Consider the following 22,013-nt stretch of genomic DNA (forward strand, 5'->3'; position numbering starts at 1 on the left):
ATGTTTGATTCGATGCGGCGCGCGTCGGACCGATAAGCGGTAAAAAATGTCAATGCCGTCCGGCGCAATGAATTTGATACGCCGCAACGTCCCCAAAATCTTTTCTTTTGGGTTATCCTCGTTAACCCTTAGGAATACGCCTAGCGTATTCGGGTTGCGCTTGCGGATTCAACCTTCCGCGCATCTCGTCCCGTCTTACATTCCACTGTCACCGCGCCTTTCCCGCGAGCACGCCATTGCGTGCTAACCGTGCTTTGCGCCTGATTAGAACCAAGCTTATGCATCTGCCGTCCGTTCTCAGCTTTCTCATCTGGATTCCAGTGGTGTCGGGCATCTTCGTGCTGACGTTCAGCGCGTCGGCCACGCTTTCGCGCGCCGTCGCCCTGTGCGGCGCGATGCTCGGCCTGCTGCCGGTCGTGCCGCTGCTGTCGCGCTTCGACGCCTCTTCCAGCGCCATGCAGTTCGTCGAGCGCATCGAGTGGCTGCCGCAGTTCGGCATCTCGTACCATCTGGGTGTCGACGGCATTTCGCTGTGGTTCACCGTGCTGACGGCGGTAACGACGCTCATCATTTTCATCGCGTCGTGGCAGTCGGTCACGAAGCAGGTCGCGCAGTACTACGGCGCGTTTCTCGTGCTCTCGGGCTGCATGCAGGGCGTGTTCGCATCGCTCGACGGCATGCTGTTCTTCGTGTTTTTCGAGGCGTCGCTGATTCCGCTGTATCTGCTGATCGGCACATGGGGCGGCGAGCGGCGCGTGTACGCGGCCATTCGCTTCTTCTTTTTCTCGCTGCTCGGCTCGCTCGCGATGCTGGCCGCGCTGATCTATCTCTGGACGCAGGCGCATACCTTCGACATCGACGCATGGCGCCATCTGAAGCTCGGCTTCGCGCCGCAGATCGTCGTCTTCGTCTGCTTCCTCGCGGCTTTCTCGGTGAAGGTGCCGATGTGGCCGGTTCACACGTGGCTCCCCGATGTGAATTCGGAAGGCCCGACAGGCGCGGCAATTCTGCTCGGCATGCTCAAGATCGGCGGCTACGGCATGTTGCGCTACGTGTTGCCGATCGTGCCCGACGCATCCCACTTCTTCGCCCCGGCGATGATCGCGCTGTCGCTCGTCGCCGTCATCTACGGCAGTCTCGTCGCGCTCGTGCAGACGGACATGCGCAAGCTGCTCGCATACTCGGCGGTCGCGCACATGGGTCTCGTGACGCTCGGCCTCTTCACGTTCGACCGCATGGGCACCGAAGGCGCGGTCGTGCAGATGCTGTCGTACGGCATCGTGTCCGGCGCGATGCTGTTGTGCACCGGCGTGCTGGTCGAGCGCACGAAGAACGGTTCGATCGATGCCTACGGCGGCGTCGCCAACACGATGCCCCGCTTCGCCGTCTGCGCGATGCTGTTCTCGATGGCCAACGTCGGCCTGCCGGGGACCTCGGGTTTCGTCGGCGAGTTTCTGGTGCTGATGGGCGCGATCCGCCTGAATTTCTGGATCGGCGCGGCAGCCGCTTCGTCGCTGATTCTGAGCGCGGCCTACACGCTGTGGATGGTCAAGCGCGTGATCTTCGGCGCGGTGAAGAACGAGCGCGTGGCCGGCCTGCGCGATCTCGGCAAGCGCGAGCTCGCGCTGTTCGGCGCGATGGCCGTGCTCGTGCTCGCGATCGGCGTTCATCCGAAGACCTTCACGGACGCGATGGGCCCGTCGGTCGAGAGCCTCATGTCGGCGGTGCAGGGCTCGACGCTGCCGGACGACGCCAGCGCGCCTTCGTTCAACGCGCGTCGTGAAGCGAGTTCGGAACGCACGCCGGGCTGAGTCCCGCGACGCTGTCAGCCTGTCGCGGCGTGCCGGTGCACGAGCGGCAGGCGCACCTGCAACGGGGTCCCGCTCGCCTGGCGACGGCTTTCGCTATATTCCGGCATCCTTATCATTCGATCACGGCGCATTGGCCCGCGTTGATCGCATATCGGTGCATCAGGCACGCAACGCGACGTGACGTCCCCGATCACGCCGGAAGGCTTATGATAGGCACTTGCGGCCATAGTGATCCAGGCCCGGACGACATGGAAGCGCACCGCGCCGTGCAAAGATCGGGAAGCAACGCTAACATCTGATCATTCGCGGATCGACGCTGCCCGGCCCCCACGCACGGGGCAGCCCGCCCGTCTTGTATCGCCTGCTCCATCCGAAATTTGAAATGCAATCGCTCGATATGCAGTCAAAGGAGGCCTGGACATGAACAAGAAAAGCTCCGCAGCCATCTGGATCCTGGTCGCGATGGTCATCGGCATCGGGGTCGGCTACATGATCTTCACGAGCTTTCCCGACAAGAAGACCGCCACGGAGATAGCCGGTTACATCTCGCTCGTGTCCGACGTCTTTCTGCGGCTCATCAAGATGCTGATCGGGCCGCTCGTGTTTTCCACACTGGTCGTCGGCATTGCGCACATGGGCGACGCGGCCTCGGTCGGCCGCGTGTTCGCCAAGGCGCTAGGCTGGTTCGTCACCGCCTCCCTCATTTCACTGCTGCTCGGCTTGGTGATGTCGAATCTGCTCAAGCCCGGCGACAACCTGGGATTGCCGCTGCCCGACATCGGCGCATCGGCGAATCTCGCCACATCGAAATTCACGCTGAAAGACTTCGTCGGCCACATGGTGCCGCGCTCCTTCGCCGAATCGATGGCCAACAACGAGATCCTGCAGATCGTCGTGTTCTCGATGTTCTTCGGCGTCGCGCTCGCCGCGCTCGGCGACAAAGGCAAAATCCTGCTCGCCGCGATCGATCAGCTCTCGCACGTGATGCTCAAGATCACCGGCTATGTGATGAAAATCGCGCCGCTCGCCGTGTTCGCGGCGATGGCCGCCACCGTTGCCGTGAACGGGCTGACGATTCTTTTGAAATTCGCCGTCTTCATGGCCGATTTCTACCTCAGCCTGTTTCTTCTGTGGGGCCTGCTCGTGCTCGCGGGCTTCGCGTTTCTCCGGCGGCGCGTCTTCAGGCTGCTCTCGCTCATCAAGGAAGCATTCATGCTTTCGTTCGCGACCGCCAGTTCCGAAGCCGCGTATCCGAAGATCCTGGACGCGCTCGACCGCTTCGGCGTGAAGCGCAAGATCTCCAGCTTCGTGATGCCGATGGGCTACTCGTTCAACCTCGACGGCTCGATGATGTACTGCACCTTCGCAACGCTCTTCATCGCGCAGGCGTACAACATCCATCTGCCGTTCAGCACGCAGATCACGATGCTGCTGATCCTGATGCTGACGTCGAAGGGCATGGCGGGCGTGCCGCGCGCGTCGCTCGTCGTCATCGCGGCCACGCTCAATCACTTCAACATTCCCGAGGCGGGCCTGTTGCTGATCCTCGGCGTGGACACTTTCCTCGACATGGGCCGCTCCGCCACCAACGCGGTCGGCAATTCCATCGCGAGCGCGGTGGTCGCCAAGTGGGAAGGCGAGTTGCTCTCCGAACCGGAAGCGGCAGCGAATGCGGCGCGCATCGAGGCCGAACAGGAAGCCTCGCTGGCGCATCCCGCGCAAGTCTGAAGGAGGCGAGCCATGACAACGCAGCGCTTCTGGGCGGCGCTGGCTCTGGCCAGTCTGATCGCCGTGGCCTTCGGCGTGCGCGCCGCCGAAGACGTGCAGACGCCGCCGCCGGACAACGACGCCTTCGCGCCCGCCACGCTGACGGGCACGCTAGCCAAGGCCCGCGACACGGGCACGATCGCGCTCGGCTATCGCGAGTCTTCGGTGCCGTTTTCCTATCTCAATGCGCGCAAGGAGCCGATCGGCTATTCCATCGAACTGTGCAAGGCGCTCGTCGCGGCGGTCGGCAATACGGTCCACAAGAACCTGAAGATCCAGTGGGTGCCCGTGACGCCGGAAAACCGTATCGATGCCGTCGTCGATGGCCGCGTGGATCTCGAATGCGGCTCGACCACGAGCAACGTCGAACGGCAAAAACGCGTGGCCTTCTCGCCGATCTTCTTCGTGGCCGGCACCAAGGTCATGGTCAGGCGAGGCTCGCCGATCCGCTCGTTTCGCGATCTGGCGGGAAGGAAGGTCGCGGTCACGGCGGGCACCACCAATGAAAAGGCGCTGCGCGACATCGACAGGAAGTTCGGGCTCGGCATTCAGTTGCAGGTCGTGCCGGATCACGCGGAAGGCTTCGCGCGCGTGGCGAACGGGCAGGCCGACGCATTCGCCACCGACGACGTGCTGCTTTACGGCCTCATCGCGGAGAACGCGGCGAAGGGCGGCGCGTATCAGGTCGTCGGCGATTATCTGTCGTACGACCCATACGGCATCATGTATCGCAAGAACGATCCGCAACTCGCGCAAGTGGTGAAGGACACGTTTCAGGCGCTCGCGGCCGATGGCGAAATCGAGCGGCAGTACAAGCGCTGGTTCCTGCAACGTCTGCCGTCGGGCACGAGCCTCGACATGCCGATGAGCGCGCAGCTCGAAAGCATCATCGAGACGATGGCGGGCGGCGAGGCGCAGTGAGCGCGCGTTATTCGTCCACGAGCTGGCGGACGCGAGCGGCGAGCGTTTCGATCGCGAACGGCTTGGTCAGCACCTGCATGCCGGGCTCGAGGCGCCCGTTGCCGATCACCGAGTTCTCCGCGTAGCCGGTGATGAAAAGCACCTTGAGATCCGGGCGCGCCTGCCGCGCGGCATCGGCCATCTGGCGGCCGTTCATGCCGCCGGGAAGGCCGACATCGCTGATCAGCAGGTCGATCCGCACGTTCGACTGCAACAGCTTCAGGCCGGCGACGCTGTCGGCGGCTTCGATCACCGAGTAGCCGGCCTCTTCGAGGACATCGACGATCAGCATGCGCACGCTCGGTTCATCGTCGACGATCAGCACCGTCTCGCCGGCCTCCGCGCCCGAGACGGGCGACGCGGCATGGTCGGCCGCGTCGGTGTCGACACCGCCGTAGAAGCGCGGCAGATAGATGCACACCGTCGTGCCCTGCCCGGCTTCCGAATAGATCCGCACCTGACCGCCCGACTGTTTCGCGAAGCCGTAGATCATCGAGAGACCGAGGCCCGTGCCCATGCCGATCGGCTTGGTGGTGAAGAACGGATCGAACGCCTTCGCGACCACTTCGGGCGTCATGCCGGTGCCGGTATCGGTCACGCACAGCGACAGGAACTGGCCTTCGGGCATGTCGTGGGTCTCGGCCGCGCGCCGGTCGATCCATTTGTTGGCGGTTTCGATCGTGATGCGCCCGCCGTCGGGCATCGCGTCTCGTGCATTGATGCACAGGTTCAGCAGCGCGTTTTCGAGCTGGCCCGAATCGACCAGCGCGGGCCAGAGGCCCGCTGCGCCGACCGCCTCGACCTTGATGCCCGGCCCGGCCGTGCGCTGTATCAGATCGGTCATGCCGTTCACGAGCGCGTTGACATCCGTGGGCCGCGGATCGAGCGTTTGCCGGCGCGAAAAGGCGAGCAGCCGATGCGTCAATGCCGCCGCGCGCCGCACCGCCCCTTGTGCCGCGACGACGTATTTATCGACCTCGGCGACGCGTCCCTGGCTCAGCCGTATGCTCAACAACTGCAGCGAGCCCGACACGCCCGCCAGCAGATTGTTGAAGTCGTGCGCGAGGCCGCCGGTGAGCTGACCGACCGCTTCCATCTTCTGCGCTTGCCGCAGTTGCTCTTCCGCGCGCATCAGTTCCGCCGTGCGCTCCGCAACCCGCTGCTCGAGCGTCTCGTTGAGCGAGCGCAGCGACGCGTCCGCGCGGTCGCGCTCCTCCTCGGCTTGCTTGCGCGCGGAGATATCGCGAAACAGGACCGACACCTGCCGCAGGCTTGCCGGTTCGACCCGCGCCGCCGACACCTCGATGTGCCGTCCCGCTGTCAGGAAGTAGCGCTCGAAACGCGCCGGGACGCCGGTGCGCAGCACGTTGCCATACAGTTCGATCCAGCGGTCCGCCTCAATCGGATCGATCTCGCGCAAGGTCTTGCCCGCCACGTCCGGGATGCCCGTATGCCGCTCGTATCCCGGATTCGCTTCGACATGAACGTAATCGCTGAGCGGCCCGTGCGGGCCGTCGAAGAATTCGATGATGCAAAAGCCATCGTCGATTGCGTCAAATAGCGCGCGATAGCGCGCCACGGCGGCGAGACGGTGCGCTTTGGAATCGGGGGCGTGGGTCATCGGAGGAAGTTCTTGTTGATCGCGCGGCACGGCGGGTGAGAGCTTACGCGAAACCTGGCAGAGGGTGCACGCGAGAAAAACGTTTCCTGCCTGCGACGAACTTTCGTCCAGCCTTCCAATGAAAAATAACGCGCAGCTTCAGGCGGGACTCGCCAGCCTCACCCGATTGCGTCCGGATGCCTTCGCATCGTAAAGCGCCTCGTCGGCGGCGCGGATGAGCGCGCTCACGTCGTCATCGCGCTCGGGCCGCCAGCTCGCGAGGCCGATGCTGGCCGTGACGCGACCGAACTCGCTGCCGGCGTGCTCGATCGACAGATCGCTGATGGCCGCGCGAATCTGCTCCGCGATTCTCGCGGCGCCATCGGCTGGGGTGTCGGGCAACACGACAACGAATTCCTCGCCGCCATAGCGCGCCGCCGTGTCACCCGGCCGCCGGATGTTGTCGCCGATGCAGCGTGCGACGGCAGCGAGCGCATCGTCGCCGGCCTGATGACCGTAGGCGTCGTTGAAGGCCTTGAAGCGATCGATATCGACGAACAGCAGAGAGAAGAGACCGCGCGTGCGACGCGCCCTGCGCCATTCCTGATCGAGGATCTCGCCCAGCGTGCGGCGATTGTGCAGCCCGGTCAGTCCGTCGGTGCGCGCGAGCAATTGCAGTTCAGATTCCGCGCGCATGCGCCGCCTGAATTGTGCGGCGAGCACGAACGACAAGGTGATGAAGCCGACCGCGAGCACGCCCATCGACGAACCGATGATGGCCGCGCGCCGCCGCCACGCCGCGTAGATGTCCTCTTCCCCTTCGGCCACCATGATGATGAGCGGCAGGTCGGGAAAGTTGCGGAAATAGTAGAGCCGGCGCCTGCCGTCGATCGACGATGTCTCGGCGAAGCTGCCTTCCGCGGCCGCGCGGAAGTGCCTGAAGGTGTCGGCCTTGCTGATGTCGCGGCCGATCACGCTGGAATCGAAGGGTTGACGCATGATCATCACGCCGTCGTGGTTGATCAGCGAGACGGCGCCGTGCGGCCCGAGCGAAAGCCCCGCGAAAAGATTGCGAAAGTATTCCAGGTTGATGGCGAGCATCGCGACGCCTGCGAACGAGCCATCCGGATGCGACAGCCTTCGGCTGAGTGCGATGCTGGGCGCGCCGCCACGCAATCGCGACGCGTAGGGGCTGCTGAGATAAAGACCGGTGTGCGGGTTGTCGCGCTGAACCGTGAAGTAACGGCGGTCCGCAAAGTTGCCCGGTCGGGGCGCCACGCTGCCCGAATCGATGACGATATTGCCGTGCTCGTCGAGGACGAGAATCGAGCCGAGATCGCGGGCGGTGGCGGCCCGGTCGAAGAGCACGTCGTTGCGCAGGTGCGGCGGGAGTCTGATCACATCGTCGCGCTGCACGCCCTCGACGACCGCCTGCAACGACAACTCGTACAGTTCGAAATTGCGTTCGATATCGCGCTCGGCGAGCAGCGCCAGATTGCGCGACGTGTCGCGCGCGCGATCGAGCGCATCGACTCTGCCCTGATAGAGGACCAGCGCGCAAAGCCCCATCATGACGAGCGCGATGAGGGTGCCGCACAGCACGATGACGTTCGGCGTCGATGTTCGCGCGCGCGTCGGCGGCTGTGCATTGAGACTCGGGTTGTAGATATTTTCGGATGCCACTTTTCTGGGTGTCCCCGGAATACTGCTTCGCGCGTTTGTCAGTGCTCTGTACGGTCCTCAGTCAGCGAGCCAGGGCAATATTCTCTCCTATTTGTCCAGGCAGGGTGTGGACGAGGGCGATGTCGCTCGCCAGGTCAAGCCACCGGAGCGCGCCCCAGTTCGATGTATCGCGCAAGATGATGGTCTTCATCGCCCAACTGATGGTCGATCATCACGAGCCGCTTTGCGTAGTGAGCGAGCGGCAATTCCCACGTCATGCCGATGCCGCCATGCATCTGAATGGACTCTTCCGCGACGCGCGCGCCAATGCGCCCGATGGAATACTTCGCCGCCGACAAGGCGCGTTCACGCGCGACGCCCGACTCACCGACCGTCGCGGCCGCATTGATCGCCGCTGAACGCGCCTGTTCGATGTCGACGAGGACATCGGCCATGCGATGCTGCAGCGCCTGAAACGCGCCGATGGGCACGCCGAACTGCTTACGCGTGCGCAAGTATTCGAGCGTGTGCTCCTTTGCGACATCCATCGCGCCGACCGCTTCCGACGCGAGCGCGACGAGACCATAGCCGATCACATGCGTGAGCACGGCGTAACCATCGCCTTCAATACCCACGAGCGCGTCCGCTTCGAGTGCGACGTCATCGAGCGACACCTCCGCCGCCCGTCCGCCATCGATCTTGCGATAACCGCGCACATCGACGCCCCCGGCATCACGCGGCACGACGAAGAGCGAAATGCCCGCTTCGTCATGATCGCCGCCCGACGTGCGCGCCGACACGAGCAACACGTCGGCGTGTTCGCCCTCTTGCACGACGCCTTTCGCGCCGTTCAACACCCAGCCGTCGCCGCGGCGCGTCGCGCGCGTGCCGACGCGTGCGCGCTCGTAGTGTGAGCCGGGTTCGTCGTGCGCGAATGCTGCAAGCGTGGAGCCGTCGATCATCTTGGCGATGATCCCGCGCTGCGTGTCGTTGCCGGCAAGCGCGAGCGCGCGTCCGACGATGAGCGCATCGAGAAACGGTTCGACGACGAGCCCGCGTCCGAGTGCCTCGAACACGACGCTGACATCGAAGCCATCGCCGCCGAATCCGCCCGCCGCTTCATCGAAGAACGCGCCGATGATGCCGAGCTCGCAAAACCGCAGCCACATGTCGCGGCTGTACCCTTGCGCCGAGCGCGCGATCCCGTCTCGCGCATCGAACGCATACTGCTCCGCAATGAAGCGGTTCAGCGAATCCGCGAGCATCCGCCGGTCTTCCGTGTGCTGGAAATTCATCGTGCGAATCCTTTAAAGCCCGAGCATCATCTTCGCGATGATGTTCTTCTGTATTTCGTTGGAGCCGCCGAAGATCGACAGCTTGCGATTGTTGAAGTACTGCGCGGCCGCGGTGGACGCTTCATCGTCGCTATCTTCCTCAATGAATTGCTGCGCATACGGACCCATCGCGCGACGCATCAGCGACGAGATTTCCTGACGAATCTCGGTGCCGCGAATCTTGAGCATCGAGCTTTCCGCGCCTGGCGCGCCGCCGCCCGCCACCGCCGCGAGCACGCGCAGATTCGTCGTCTTCATGTTCTCCAGATCGATCTCGACACGCGCGAGCCGCGCGGCGAACAACGGATCGTCGGTGAGGGCGCGGCCATTACTTTGCAGTCTGCTCGCCGCCTCTTTGAGGCGGCCCAGCGCCGCGACCGAGAAGCCCACACCCGCGATGTTCGTGCGCTCATACGTCAGCAGGTACTTCGCATACGTCCAGCCCTTGTTCTCCTCGCCGACGAGATTCGCAACGGGCACGCGCACATCGGTGAAGAAGACTTCGTTGACTTCGTGCTCGCCATCCAGTGTGATGATCGGACGCACTTCGACGCCCGGCGTGTTCATGTCGATCAACAGGAAGCTGATGCCCTCCTGCTTGCGCGCGTCCTGCGACGTGCGCACGAGGCAGAAAATCATGTTCGCGTAGTGCGCGAGCGTGGTCCAGGTCTTCTGGCCATTCACGCGGTAATACTCTTCGCCGTTCTCCATCGCGCGCACGGCCGTCGTGCGCACCGATGCGAGATCGGAGCCCGCGCCCGGTTCCGAATAGCCCTGACACCACCAGTCTGAGCCATCGAGAATGCGCGGCAGCCAGTGACGCTTTTGCGCTTCGCTGCCGTACTTGATGAGCACCGGTCCGAGCATGTTCACGCCGAAGGGCACGACACGCGGCGCGCCCGCTATCGCGCATTCGTTCTCGAAGATGAACTTCTGCACCGCGGTCCAGCCGGGTCCGCCGTACTCTTTCGGCCAGTGATTCGCGAGCCAGCCCTGCGCGTTGAGGATGCCGTGCCACTGCGCCATGTCGTCGCGTGTGAGGCGCCTTCCCGTGTGCACTTTCTGCGCGATTTCGTCCGGCAGTGACGTGCGCAGAAACTTCAGCACGTCGGCGCGAAACGCCTCTTCTGCTGCGGTGAATTTCAGGTCCATGACTGCGATTCCATGAAGAGATTGACGAAGCCCGCGGCTCAGGCCGCCTGATTGAGGCTGGCGAAATTCTTGCCGCGCGCAACGAGATCGACGATCAGCGGCGACGCGCGCCAGAACAACGGATCTTCCTTGGCGAACTCGCGGATATCGGCGAGCACGGTGTCGAGGCCGATGCTGTCGGCGTAATGCATCGGGCCGCCGCGATAGCGCGGAAAACCGAAGCCGTGCATCAACGTAGCATCGATATCGAGCGGGCGCTGCGCAATCCCTTCATGCACGATATTCGCGCCTTCGTTGATCATCGCGGCCATGTAGCGGCGCACGATCTGCTCGTCGCTGAACGCACGCGGCGTGACGCCCGCACGCACGCGCTCCGCGTCGATGATCGCTTCGACTTCGGCATCCGGCTTGCCGATGCGCGCGCCGTCTTCATAACGATAGAAGCCGCGTCCCGTCTTCTGGCCGAGCCAGCCGCGCTCGCACAGCGCGTCGCCGATGCGCACATAACGCGCATTCGGATCGCGCGTCGCGGCGCGGCGCTTTCTCGCGGCCCAGCCGATATCGCCGCCTGCGAGATCGATGACCTGATACGGTCCCATCGGAAAGCCGAAGTCGCGCACGGCCTGATCGACCTGATACGGCGAGGCGCCGTCTTCCATCAGATGATCCGCCGCAGCGCGATACACCGCGAGCATGCGATTGCCGATGAAGCCGTCGCACACGCCCGCGCGCACCGCGACCTTCCTGAGTTTCTTCGCAAGCTCGAAGCCGGTCGCGACGACATCTGCGGTGACGCGCGCGGGCACGACCACTTCGAGCAGCTTCATGATGTTCGCGGGCGAGAAGAAGTGCAGCCCGAGCACGTCTTGCGGGCGCGTGATGCTCGCCGCGATCTCGTCGATGTCGAGGTACGACGTGTTCGTCGCGAGCACCGCGCCGGGCTTGCACACGCGATCGAGTTGCGCGAATACGGCCTTCTTCACGGTCATGTCCTCGAATACGGCTTCGATGACGAGATCGGCACCGGCGAGTGCGTCGTAGGCCGTGTCGCCATTGAAGCGCTGCAGCGCGCGCGCTTTCGCTTCGGGCGTCATGCGGCCTTTTTCGACCGATCCGTCGTAGACCTTTTCGACATGCGCGCGGCCGCGTTCGAGCGAGGCGTCGTCGCGCTCGATCATCGTCACCGCGAGGCCCGCATCCAGCAGCGCGACGGCGATGCCCGCGCCCATCGTTCCGCCGCCGAGCACGCCGGCCGAGCGCAGCGCGCGCGGTTGCGCACCGCGCGTTTCCGGCGATTTCTGCGCCTCGCGCTCGGCGAAGAACGCGTGCACGAGACCGGCGCGCTGCGGACTCTCGCGACATTCCAGGAATCGCTCGCGCTCGAATCGCAGACCTTCGTCGAACGGCAGATTCAACGCCGCCTCCACGCAGTCGACGATCTTCAGCGGCGACGCCAATCCGCGCGCTGTCTTCTGCGTGTCGGCGCGCGCGGCGGCGATCGCGGCGGCGCTGGCTTCCTTGTCCGCCAGACCGCGCGCGTTCTTCGTGCGGCGCGGCGCGGCGTGCGTCGCGATCAGTTCGTGCGCGTAAGCGAGGCCTTCGGCGAATACGTCGTCGCTCTGGCCGACGCGATCGACGAGGCCGAGACGCAGCGCATCCTGCGCGCCGACATGACGGCCGCTGAGCATCAGCGACAACGCGGCCTGCGCGCCGATCAGACGCGCCGAGCGCTGCGTGCCGCCCGCGCCGGGCAGGAGGCCCAGTTGCACTTCCGGCAGACCGAGCTTCGCACCCTCGACGGCGATCCGGTAATGCGACGCCAGCGCAACCTCCAGCCCGCCGCCGAGCGCCGCGCCATGAATCGCCGCGATGACCGGCTTGCCGCACGCCTCGATGCGATTGCACACCTCGGGCAGCGAGGGCGGCACGGCGGGCTTGCCGAACTCGCGGATATCCGCGCCGGCGATGAAGTTGCGGCCCGCGCCCACGATCAGCACCGCGCGCACGGCGGCGTTCGCATCGGCGGCGTCGATGGCGTCGATCAGACCGCGCCGCACGGCGGCATTGAGCGCGTTGACGGGCGCATGATCGATCGTCACGACGAGGACGCTGCCACGCAATGCGTGCTGGACTACCGCGGTTTCGGGCGCGCTCGAAAGCGTCATGGCTGGTGTCTCCTGTTCCGATGTTTGCCGACTGTGTCGAGCATTCTCGCGGGGACAAGCTTCCTTGACAATGACAGCGACGGTTGACAGACTGTCAAATCGCTTTTGACAATCGCTTGGGCCGTGGACGTCAACGAACTTACGCTGCTGGTCGAAATCCTCGATGCGGGCAATCTCAGCGAAGCGGCGCGGCGCCTGAAAATGAGCCGCGCCAATGTCAGCTATCACCTGAATCAGCTCGAAAAGTCGGTCGGCTTGCAGCTCGTGCGGCGCACCACGCGCCGTGTGGAGCCGACCGAACTCGGCCTCGAGTTGTATGAGCATGGCAGGTCGATCCGGAATGCGCTGCTCGCGGCGCAGGAATCGGTGTCGATGCTCGGGCAGAGATTGCAGGGACGCGTGCGCCTGTCGGTGCCGAGCGGTTATGGGCAGCTCGTGATGTCGGAATGGCTGATCGCGTTCAAGCGCGAGTATCCGGATATCGTGCTCGATGTGATGTTCGAGAATCGCGTGGAGGATCTGTTGCGCGATGAAGTCGACATCGCCGTGCGCGTGATGCCGGAGCCCCCGCCGAGTCTCGTCGCGCGCGACATGGGGCCGGTGCGGTACGTCGCGTGCGCATCGTCCGCTTATGCGGATGCGCACGGCATGCCGACGCGCTTCGAAGACTTGGGCGTCGCGCCGGTGATTACCGCGACGGTCGTCGGCAAACAGACGCGCGTCGCCGCCTATCTCGACGACGAGCGTCACGAAGTGCTGCTGGAGCCGAGCCTGATCTCGGAGAACTTTCTGTTCCTGCGCGATGCGATTCTCGCGGGCCTGGGCGTCGGGATCGTGCCGGATTACGTCGTGGCGGAAGACATGCGGCGCGGCGAGGTCGTGACGGCGCTCGATGAATGGCGGCTCAGCATTTTCGGCACGCACATGTACATGCTGTATATGCCGAACCGGCATCACACGCGCGCGACGCTGGCGTTCATCGAGTTCATGCTGGAGCGATCGCGGAAGGCGGGACGCGGGGGGCTTCTTCCAGGCACGCATTGAACGAAGCGTGCGCGGTCAGTCGCCGCCAAAAAGCTCGGGAGCAGGCCGGATGATCTCCCTGAACATCGCACACCGGTCACCGCTGCGTCACCCACGCCGCCCGCGCTCCGCAAACCAGATCGCCGCCGACATCAACGCGATGCCCGCGATCTGCACGCCGCTCAAACGCTGATCGAGAACCAGCCAGTCGATGACGATGGCAAGCGCCGGATAAACGAACTGAAACACGGCGATACGCGCCGTATGAAGCCGCGCCATGCCGATATACATCAGCGTATACGCGAGACCCGTATGAATCAGCCCAAGGCCCGCCAGCCACGCCCACGACATGCCCCACGCGGGCCAGCCATGCTGCATCGGCCAGAGCCACAGCAGGATCGTGCCGACGGCGCACTGCCACCACGCAAGAATGCCGGCGGGCATATCGCGCAGGCGTGTGGCGATGATGGTCACGCACGCCATGCACAGCGAGCCCGCCAGACACGCAGCAACGCCCATCCAGTATTGCGGCTGAAGCGCGCCGCCCGCCGTGTGCTCGACGATGCCCGTCGCCAGCACCAGCCCGCACATCGCAACCGACACCGCGACGACGCGCTGCCCGCCGATCGCTTCTTTCAGCCATAACGAGGCGAACATCAGCACCCACATCGGCTGGACATGGAACAGCACGATCGCGACGCCCGCCGATATTCGCTCGACCGCGCCGAAGAACAAGGCCCAGCTCAGCACCATCAACGCGCTGGCACTCAGCACCCACGGTCCGTTCGCCCGCGTGAGAAGCAGAAAGCGCGCTTGCCCGCGCAGAATCACCCACGCGCTCATGCAGACGAGTCCGAACGCGCAGCGAAACCACGTCGCGGTCAGCGGATCAGCCCTGGCCTCGTGCAAGAAAACGCCGATCGTGCCGAGCAGCGCGCAGCCGGCCAGAAACGGCCACGCGCCTGCTGCACGGCCTCCTTCGCCGCGCGCAACGATGCGTGCCGCCGCCCGATGAGATGATGAATTCGTGTCCATGCCCGCAGTGTGTGCCGCGACGGAACGAACGAAAAGCGCATAATTCGAACTTAATCCATTCGATTTTCGAAAGCCGCCTGAACACGATGAAACACCACGATCTGCAAACCGACTGGCTTAAATGCTTCGTCGCCGTCGTCGACGCGGGGTCGCTGTCGAGCGCGGCCAGTGAAGTGCACCGCTCGCAATCGGCGGTGAGCATGCAGTTGAAGAAGCTCGAAAACGCGCTGGGGCTGCGACTCGTCGAGCGCGGCTCGCGCACGCTCGCACTGACTCACGACGGGCAGACGCTGCTCGGTTATGCGCGCCGCATCCTCGATTTGCACGCCGAAGCTCAGGTCGCGCTTCAGGGCGAGCAACTCACCGGCCGCGTGCGGCTCGGCGTACCCGACGACTACGCCGCAAAGTATCTGACGCCCGTGCTCAAACGCTTTGCGCCGCGGCACAGCGGCGTCGAAATCGAGCTGATCTGCGAGCAATCGACTTCGCTCATTCCGCGTATCGCCCATGGCGAGCTCGATCTTGCACTCGTGTCGCGCGATCATGGCCGGCGCGGCACGTCGCTCTTTCATGAGCCGATGGTCTGGGTCGGCGCCGCGCAGTTCGAGTTATGGCGGCGCGATCCAATGCCGATTGCCGTCTACGAGAGCACGAGCCTCGCGCGGCGCAGCGCGATTCATTCGCTTGCGCAACAGGGGCGCCGATACAAGGTGGTCTACAACAGTTCGAGTCTCGCCGGGCAGATCGCCGCCGTCGAAAGCGGCCTGGCCGTGGCGGCGCTGACGCAATGCAGCGCGCCGGAACATCTGCGGATACTGGGCCGTGAAGAAGGTCTGGGGCCGCTCGAACCGATGGAAGTCGCGGTGTATCGCAGCCGCGATTCGCGTGGCTCGAAGGCCGTCGACAGCCTGCACAGCCTGCTCGTGAAAACCCTGCGGCAATCGGCGTCAGTCTGAGCGATGCCGATGTGACGCGATCCCCTCGATCTCGACGAGCAGATCGGCGCGGCAAATGTCGACGTTCAGATAACGCACGCTCGCATCGGGATGAAACGCAGTCTGCGCCAGCTTCATCACGCGCGGCAAATCCGCAGGATGCCGGTAGTACACCTTGATCTGGTCGAGATCGCGCAACGTATAACCGTTATGCACACCCTGCTTTTCCAGACTCTCCCCGCCGATCAGGTGCGCGATGTTGCCGGTCGCGACGCTCCACTGCTTCTCGAGATCGCCCACGTGCACGGTCTCGTGGCCGAGAATGCTGGCCGTGCCGGATACGAAGAGCGTGTCGCGCAATTGCGTGGCCCGGGCGAAGCTCGGCGACTTGGGGCCGTAACGTTGCGGATACTCATACGCGGGCGTCTGGCGTGAGTTCTCGATATGCCGAATCGGACTTTCGCGGCACGCCAGAAAATAGAAACCGACGCCATCGCCCCATGTGCCGATGCCCGTCGCCGCCGGCATGCCCGACGCATTCGCATAGTCCTGCTCGAAGGCCACGGCACGCCCGCGGCAAAAATCGCGATACACCTCGAGCCCTTCCCGATTCGCCCCGTTGATGTGCGGAATGAAGTTCCACATGCGGAAGATCTTCGGGAAGTTCAGTTCGCCGACGAGCGCGAACGCATCGCCATAGGTCTCGCGCGTGGCGTCGGTGTATCGGTCGGAAACGGGGAGGAAACCCGCGCAAAACAGGAACTCGTCGTTGTGCGCGAAGACGAGATCGTTGATGCTTGCGCTGCGGATCGGTCCGGCGCTCGTCCAGATTTCGGCGAAGCCGTCACGGGCGTCGTCGCACATTGCGAGGCGCAGCGTGGGCACGCCGTTTTCGATGCACGGCCGGCCGCTCGCTTCGCCGAAAACGATGCGCGCCAGCACCTCGTTGCCGCATGTCGCCTCGGGCGTAATGAAGCGGCACTCGATCGTCGCGCTCATCGCTTACTCATGGACTATTCATCGGCCTGATCGCCGAACAGGTCCGCGGTCGCGACGCGATCCTGCAGCGGCGGCAATGCGCCGCTTCTCACCTGTTCGAGGACGGCGGGCGGCAGCCAGGTCTCTTCCATGGCGCCGATGCCGTTCTCGATCATCTGCTGGAGGAAGAACGATTGCTTGCGCCCCGTTACTTCCGCCAAGAGTCGCAGCCGTTGCTCGAATTGTGGATCGACCCGCACTGCGACCACCTTCAGCTTGTTTTCGGCGGTCCTTCTCACTGCATGCTCCTGTTACGTTCGGTGCGCGCCGCAAGCCGGCGCGCGCATGCGTGCTTATACCACAGCGCAACTTCGGCCCGATCCGGCTTCGCCCGGCGCACGACCGTGCGCGGCGCTCGCGGACGTGCGTGCTACCATCGAAAAGGGCATCCTGCATCCGTCCGACGACGTCCGCGCCGGCGCTCGCGCACGTCTCACACAGCGTCATGAACGAATCAGAAGACCACCCCGGACTCGGCACGGCAGAGGTCTTGCCTTCGCTTCCTCCGCTCGACTTTCGCGCGGCGCGCAGGCGGCTCTTCGCTGCGCTCGTCGCGTCGATCGTCATCCCGCTCGCGTTTTTCTGTCTGTACGGTTACTACACGTATGAACGCGCGCTCAGCGAAACGGGCCAGTCGCTCGAACGGCTGGCGCGCGTCATCGACGAAAAAGCGAACACCGTTTTCAGCATCAACCGCGAGCTGATTTCACGCATCGAAGACATGCTCGGCAGTGGCGACGAGGACTTCATCGCACGCAGCGAGTCCGAACTGCACGACAAGCTCGCCCGTCTCGCACAGAGCCACGCGCAGATCGCCGCGCTGTCCGTGCTCGACAGTCGCGGCAGGCTCGTTCTCAGCAGCCGCCTTTTTCCGGCGCCCAATGTGTCCATCGGCGATCGTGCCGATTTCATCGCAACGCGCGACTCGCGCGCGACGTTCCATGTCTCCATGCCCGAGCGCGGGCGCGTGAAGAACACCGACATCATCGATACGCTGAGCGCGCGCTTTGCGAAGGACGGGCGCTTTCTCGGCGAGATCTCGATCGCGGTGCGGCGCGATTATCTGATCGGCTTCTATCGCGAGCTCGCCACGAGCGATTCCGCGCTCACGCTCGCGCTGCATCGCGCCGACGGCGCCGTGCTCGCGCGTTATCCGCCGCCGTCCGTGCGGAATCCACCCGATCGCCATCTCGTGCTCGCCGACGCATTCGCGCAAGGCAAGTCCACGGGCCTCATGCGTTACCTGTCGCCGCTCGACAACGACGAGAAGCTCGCCGCCTGGCGGCGCGTCGGCGACTATCCGGTCTATGCCGCCGCGGGCTTCGCCATCCGCGACATACGCCTCGCATGGTGGCGGCGAGATGTATCGATTGCGTCGATCGCGCTGATACCGTGCATTGCGCTGTGGCTGCTGATCGGCTTTTCGCTGCGCCGCCTGAAGGCCGAAGAAGCGGCGTGGCACAACTGGCGCGGCGAGCTCTCGCTGCGCCGCTCGGCCATCGCCGCGACGCGCCGTTTGCAGCGCATGGGCGCGCTCGGCAATCTGGTCGCGAGCGTCGCGCACGATTTCAATAACCTGTTGATGGTCGTCACGGCCAACATGGAGATGGCGCGGCGCAAGGGCTTCAATGGCCTCGAGAAAGAAGTCACCGCGGTCGAGCGCGCAGCGACCAATGCGCAGTCGCTCGCGCGCCGACTGCTGAGCGTCGCGCGCCGTCAGCCGTTGCAGATGCAGGTCATACGGCTCGACCGATGGATGGCGGAACTGGAGCCGCTCGTGCGCGCGTCGGTGGGCGACAAGGTGACGTTCGGCACGCGCGCGCCGGATACGACGTGGCCCGTGCGCGTCGATCCGACGGAGCTGACATCGGCGCTCATCAACATCGCCGTAAACGCGAAAGACGCGATGCCCAATGGCGGCGACTTCCGGATCGATTGCAGCAACGTGCGCTACGCGGACACGCACGACGGCCTCGGCGCGGGCGAATATGTCGTGATCTCGTGCAGGGACAGCGGCATCGGCATGCGGCCCGATGTCGCGAGGCAGGCGTTCGAGCCGCTTTTCACGACCAAGGGCGCAGGCGCCGGCACGGGGCTCGGCCTCGCGCAAGTGCTGGCGATGACGGAGCAGGCGGGCGGCACCGCGCGCGTGAACTCGGCATGGGGCTTCGGGACGACCATCGACATCTATCTGCCGCACTGGACCGGAGAAGCCGAAGCGCTTGCAGACGCGCCGCACGTCGAGGCGATCGAACACACTGCGCTTTCGTCGACCGTGCTCCTCGTGGAAGACAACGAGGAAGTCGCGGCGGGCCTGTGCGCAGTGCTCGACGTGCTCGGCTGGCAGGCGCGCCACGCAGCTTCGGGCGATGCCGCGAAGCAGATGCTCGAAGCGGGCAACGCGTTCGATCTCGTGCTCTCGGACATCCAGATGCCCGGCAACTACGACGGCATCAGGCTCGCGGAATGGATCAAGGCGACGCGCCCGACGCAGCCGGTCACGCTGATGACGGGCTACGCCGATCAACTCGACGAGGCGCGCCGCACGGGCTTTGCGATCCTCGCGAAGCCTTTCAACATCGACGATCTGCAACGGCTGCTGAACGGTCTATCGATGCGTGTGACGAAGTAATTCCGATAGCCGATCAACGCGGATCGCGCCACCCGCCGAATTGCGCGATATCTTCGAGCGACAGGCGCGCACGCGGCGCGCGCTCACGCTCGGCCAGCGACGCAGGCAGCGCGCGAGCGTCGCCGTGATGCGCAACGGAAATCACGGAGAGCGGCGTGAATCGCTCCGGAATCGCGAACGCCTCTTTGAGGCCGCTTGCATCGAATCCGCCCATCGCGTGGGCGGCGAGTCCTTGCGCGTGCGCCTGGAGCAGCAGCGCCATCGCGGCGGCGCCCGCATCGTAGGCTGCGCTCACGTTGACTTCGCCCTTCGCATTCAGTGTGTCCGCGAGCACCGCGATCAACACTTGCGCATTCGCATTCCATGACTGATTGAACGGCACGAGCAATGCGAATGCGCGCGCGAAGGCGTCGGGATCGTGCGCCTTCTCGAACACGACGAAGCGCCAGGGCTGCACGTTATAAGCCGACGGCGCCCAGCGCGCCGCTTCCAGCAACGCGACCACCTGCGCATGCGCGACCGCGCGATCCGCATAAGCGCGCGGGCTCCATCGTCCCGCGATGAGCGGATGAATGGCGATATCGGTCGGAGCAGGTCGATGTGTCATGAATGATTCGGATGAACATGAAGTCTTGCAACGCGAAATCATATGCGCGATGTTCCCGGGCACAAACCAATTTACCTTGCTAAGCAAATGAATGGGCTTTGCACATACACAGCTATTCAAAGCATCGATTCATTCAAAAGCATCGCTGAAATGATCGGTTCGTCACGAATGCACGCGCGGCGAAGATAGGCTTCTTTTCTTCGCACGAAGTGCTTCATGTCCACGACTCACACGCTCGACACTTCGGCGCGCTCGAAAGTGCCCATCGACGAACTCGCGCTCGACCGTCACCGGCGCAACATCCGCGCCATGGCCTCGCACCGCGCGGCGTTACCGAACGGCACATTCTTCTGACAGCCCATTTTCACGGAGTATCGATCTTGTCTCGATTCAATTCATCGCGCGGTCCACGGGTGGTCGGCATCGGCGGCACGACGCGGCCTCAATCATCGACCGAACGGGCACTCGCGTTCGCATTGCGCGGTGCGCAGGAGAGCGGCGCGAGCGTGCAACTCTTCGGCGGCGCGTTTTTACATAGCCTGCCGCACTACGCACCGGAATCGCGCGAACTCACCGATGAGCAACACGAACTCATCGAGGCCGTGCGCGCGGCGGATGCGCTCATCATCGCGACGCCCGGCTATCACGGCGGCATCTCGGGCCTCGTCAAGAATGCGCTCGATACGCTGGAGGAGCTACGGCTCGACGAGCGCCCCTATCTCGACGGACGCGCGGTCGGCAGTATCGTCACGGCGTATGGATGGCAGGCGGCGGGCACGGTGCTCACGTCGCTGCGCTCGATCGTGCACGCGTTGCGCGGCTGGCCGACGCCTTTCGGCGCAACGATCAACACGCTGGAGACGCGTTTCGAATCCGCAGATACTTGCTCCGATCCGAAGGTCGTCGAGCAACTCCGCACCGTGGGGCGGCAGGCGTCGGGCTTCGCGCTGGCGTTCGGCGCGGCGCGTGCGGACGACTACCATGAAGTGGACCGACGCGTCGCGCTCGTGCAGCATTGACTTGCGGATGACGAAGCTGCGCATGGCGCGCAGCTTTTCCGCTTCGTTTCAGTGCAGCGGCGGCTCGCCGGGCAGCTGAAACGCATCGACGGTATAGCCCATGTTGAAATAGCCCGCGCGTGCATAAGCGGAAATGTGCTCGAGCTGTTCCGCGCGCGTAGTTTCGCTGACGGCGTGCGCCTCGTGTGCCGCCCCTTCTTTCGTGAAGTGCTTACGCACGCGCCCGGCCGGCGCCGACAGCGCCTGCCAATATTGAGTCAGGAAGTGCGGCATGGTACGCCTCCTCGAATGCACGGATGACTCGACTCTAGGCTGTCAAAAACGTTTGGACAAACAAGGGTTTCTGCAATGCATAGCAGGCGGCACCTGTTTGGCGCGTTGAGGCGGCTTTCCGCATGGGACGAAGACGGCGCCGGTAGCCTGGGCCCGCGAAGCGCTTCATGCAATCACTTCGTGCCATCCAGTATCGGATGAGACTGCCCCGGTATCGGACGGCCGCGATTATCGGTCGGCACGAGCTGCGTCTGAAACGCGACGAAAAGCGCCTGGAACTTGCCGTCCACTTCGACCATCACCGCGCCGTCCTGAAACACGCCGTTCTCGTTCGAGTGGTCCTTGACCGGGCTGCCCTTGCCCCGCTTCGGGTTGCCCTGATTCATGTGCGTTTCGTGCAAGCCGTCTTTCCCCGGTTCGAACAGAAAGCCGAAGCCGTAGACGGTGACGTCTTTCGCGGGTTTCCATCCGAGGCGATCGTCGCTATAAGCGGGCGTCTTGTAGACATAGTCGACGCCGTCGGCCGACATGTCGAGTTGCAGCATCTCGTTGAGAAGCGCATTGATATCGTTGTGCTCGTCTTTGGTATCGAGCGGGATCGGACGCATCGCGCCGAGATCCAGGAGACGCGTGTCATGCACATAATCGAGCTTCGGGAAGTTCGACGTGGCGACACCGGCAGGCAGCCGGACGAGATCGGCGGTCATCGGGTGATCGAAGTATTGATTCCAGAGATACAGCACGAGATAGCCCGCCGGCCCCGTCAGTGAGCTGTCCGATTTCACATTGGTGACGATATTGAACGGCTTGCCATTCGTATCTTCGCCGACGATCACATAGTGCGGATCGCCCTTGTAATTCTGGAGATAGGGCACGCCGAGCGTCACCGTGCCCTTGAAAAGAACGTATTCGTTGCGCTCCATGATGCGGCTCCGTGAAGTGAGCGATCATTTGATGCGGCCAGTGTGACATCTTTGCGATCGACAGGCGACCCGCGCCC

Annotated in this window: 19 protein-coding genes; 8 read left to right on the forward strand and 11 right to left on the reverse strand. The window is 64.1% G+C overall.

The annotated features are described in order from the left end of the window. The first annotated feature begins 278 nt into the window (after nt 1–278). From NCR38_RS29085 to NCR38_RS29095, 3 genes are all read left to right on the forward strand, one after another. Nucleotides 279–1,811, forward strand: a complete 1,533-nt coding sequence (locus NCR38_RS29085; RefSeq protein ID WP_061121209.1) for a NuoM family protein — start codon at nt 279–281, stop codon at nt 1,809–1,811. Between the two features lie 420 nt (nt 1,812–2,231). Further along, complete coding sequence (locus tag NCR38_RS29090; RefSeq protein ID WP_061121208.1) at nt 2,232–3,539, forward strand: dicarboxylate/amino acid:cation symporter; 1,308 nt, start codon at nt 2,232–2,234, stop codon at nt 3,537–3,539. A 12-nt stretch (nt 3,540–3,551) separates the two neighbouring features. Continuing rightward, a complete protein-coding gene (locus NCR38_RS29095; protein ID WP_061121207.1) occupies nt 3,552–4,499 on the forward strand; it encodes an amino acid ABC transporter substrate-binding protein in 948 nt (315 codons plus the stop codon). Between the two features lie 7 nt (nt 4,500–4,506). Here NCR38_RS29095 and NCR38_RS29100 read toward each other — a convergent pair whose 3' ends face one another. The 5 genes from NCR38_RS29100 to NCR38_RS29120 all read right to left on the reverse strand — a co-directional run bounded on the left by NCR38_RS29100 (nt 4,507) and on the right by NCR38_RS29120 (nt 12,451). Continuing rightward, nucleotides 4,507–6,159 carry a response regulator gene (locus NCR38_RS29100; protein WP_250478039.1) on the reverse strand — a complete coding sequence of 551 codons (1,653 nt, stop codon included), beginning with the start codon at nt 6,157–6,159 and terminating at the stop codon, nt 4,507–4,509. A 138-nt stretch (nt 6,160–6,297) separates the two neighbouring features. Beyond that, on the reverse strand, nt 6,298–7,821 hold the full coding sequence (locus NCR38_RS29105) for a sensor domain-containing diguanylate cyclase (protein ID WP_061121206.1): 1,524 nt from the start codon (nt 7,819–7,821) through the stop codon (nt 6,298–6,300). A gap of 134 nt (nt 7,822–7,955) precedes the next feature. After that, nucleotides 7,956–9,095, reverse strand: a complete 1,140-nt coding sequence (locus NCR38_RS29110; RefSeq protein WP_250478040.1) for an acyl-CoA dehydrogenase family protein — start codon at nt 9,093–9,095, stop codon at nt 7,956–7,958. A 12-nt stretch (nt 9,096–9,107) separates the two neighbouring features. Next, nucleotides 9,108–10,286: an acyl-CoA dehydrogenase family protein gene (locus tag NCR38_RS29115; RefSeq protein ID WP_061121204.1), complete on the reverse strand. Its 1,179-nt coding sequence runs from the start codon at nt 10,284–10,286 to the stop codon at nt 9,108–9,110. A 38-nt stretch (nt 10,287–10,324) separates the two neighbouring features. Further along, nucleotides 10,325–12,451, reverse strand: coding sequence for a 3-hydroxyacyl-CoA dehydrogenase NAD-binding domain-containing protein (locus tag NCR38_RS29120; RefSeq protein WP_061121203.1), 2,127 nt, complete (start codon nt 12,449–12,451; stop codon nt 10,325–10,327). 123 nt (nt 12,452–12,574) lie between these two features. Between NCR38_RS29120 and NCR38_RS29125 the strand changes: the two genes are divergently transcribed. Next, nucleotides 12,575–13,495, forward strand: a complete 921-nt coding sequence (locus NCR38_RS29125) for a LysR family transcriptional regulator (protein WP_061121202.1) — start codon at nt 12,575–12,577, stop codon at nt 13,493–13,495. Between the two features lie 87 nt (nt 13,496–13,582). Here NCR38_RS29125 and NCR38_RS29130 read toward each other — a convergent pair whose 3' ends face one another. Further along, nucleotides 13,583–14,509 carry a DMT family transporter gene (locus NCR38_RS29130; protein WP_250478041.1) on the reverse strand — a complete coding sequence of 309 codons (927 nt, stop codon included), beginning with the start codon at nt 14,507–14,509 and terminating at the stop codon, nt 13,583–13,585. An 86-nt stretch (nt 14,510–14,595) separates the two neighbouring features. On the opposite strand from NCR38_RS29130, the gene NCR38_RS29135 reads away from it, so the two are divergent. Then, on the forward strand, nt 14,596–15,465 hold the full coding sequence (locus tag NCR38_RS29135; protein WP_061121228.1) for a LysR family transcriptional regulator: 870 nt from the start codon (nt 14,596–14,598) through the stop codon (nt 15,463–15,465). Here the strand turns inward: NCR38_RS29135 and NCR38_RS29140 are convergent. Together NCR38_RS29140 and NCR38_RS29145 are read right to left on the reverse strand one after the other, a co-directional pair. After that, nucleotides 15,457–16,443: an FkbO/Hyg5 family chorismatase gene (locus NCR38_RS29140; protein ID WP_061121201.1), complete on the reverse strand. Its 987-nt coding sequence runs from the start codon at nt 16,441–16,443 to the stop codon at nt 15,457–15,459. The two genes, NCR38_RS29135 and NCR38_RS29140, sit on opposite strands and share 9 nt — an antisense overlap. 14 nt (nt 16,444–16,457) lie before the next feature. Then, nucleotides 16,458–16,721 carry a hypothetical protein gene (locus tag NCR38_RS29145; protein ID WP_061121200.1) on the reverse strand — a complete coding sequence of 88 codons (264 nt, stop codon included), beginning with the start codon at nt 16,719–16,721 and terminating at the stop codon, nt 16,458–16,460. Between the two features lie 206 nt (nt 16,722–16,927). Between NCR38_RS29145 and NCR38_RS29150 the strand changes: the two genes are divergently transcribed. Further along, on the forward strand, nt 16,928–19,114 hold the full coding sequence (locus NCR38_RS29150) for a hybrid sensor histidine kinase/response regulator (protein ID WP_250478042.1): 2,187 nt from the start codon (nt 16,928–16,930) through the stop codon (nt 19,112–19,114). A 13-nt stretch (nt 19,115–19,127) separates the two neighbouring features. Here the strand turns inward: NCR38_RS29150 and NCR38_RS29155 are convergent, their stop codons facing one another. Further along, entirely contained in the window at nt 19,128–19,721 is a 594-nt protein-coding gene (locus NCR38_RS29155; RefSeq protein WP_061121198.1) for a nitroreductase family protein, read from the reverse strand. Between the two features lie 216 nt (nt 19,722–19,937). On the opposite strand from NCR38_RS29155, the gene NCR38_RS29160 reads away from it, so the two are divergent. Beyond that, the gene (locus tag NCR38_RS29160; RefSeq protein ID WP_250478043.1) at nt 19,938–20,075 is read left to right on the forward strand and encodes a hypothetical protein; all 138 of its coding nucleotides are present in this window, start codon (nt 19,938–19,940) and stop codon (nt 20,073–20,075) included. 26 nt (nt 20,076–20,101) lie between these two features. After that, entirely contained in the window at nt 20,102–20,740 is a 639-nt protein-coding gene (locus NCR38_RS29165) for an NADPH-dependent FMN reductase (protein WP_061121197.1), read from the forward strand. A gap of 48 nt (nt 20,741–20,788) precedes the next feature. Here NCR38_RS29165 and NCR38_RS29170 read toward each other — a convergent pair whose 3' ends face one another. Both NCR38_RS29170 and NCR38_RS29175 read right to left on the reverse strand, forming a co-directional pair. Continuing rightward, a complete protein-coding gene (locus tag NCR38_RS29170) occupies nt 20,789–21,013 on the reverse strand; it encodes a hypothetical protein (protein WP_061121196.1) in 225 nt (74 codons plus the stop codon). A 173-nt stretch (nt 21,014–21,186) separates the two neighbouring features. After that, entirely contained in the window at nt 21,187–21,936 is a 750-nt protein-coding gene (locus NCR38_RS29175) for a DUF2278 family protein (RefSeq protein WP_250478044.1), read from the reverse strand. Nucleotides 21,937–22,013: the final 77 nt, after the last annotated feature.

It is taken from the genome of Caballeronia sp. INML1 (assembly GCF_023631085.1).
GTDB lineage: Bacteria > Pseudomonadota > Gammaproteobacteria > Burkholderiales > Burkholderiaceae > Caballeronia > Caballeronia turbans.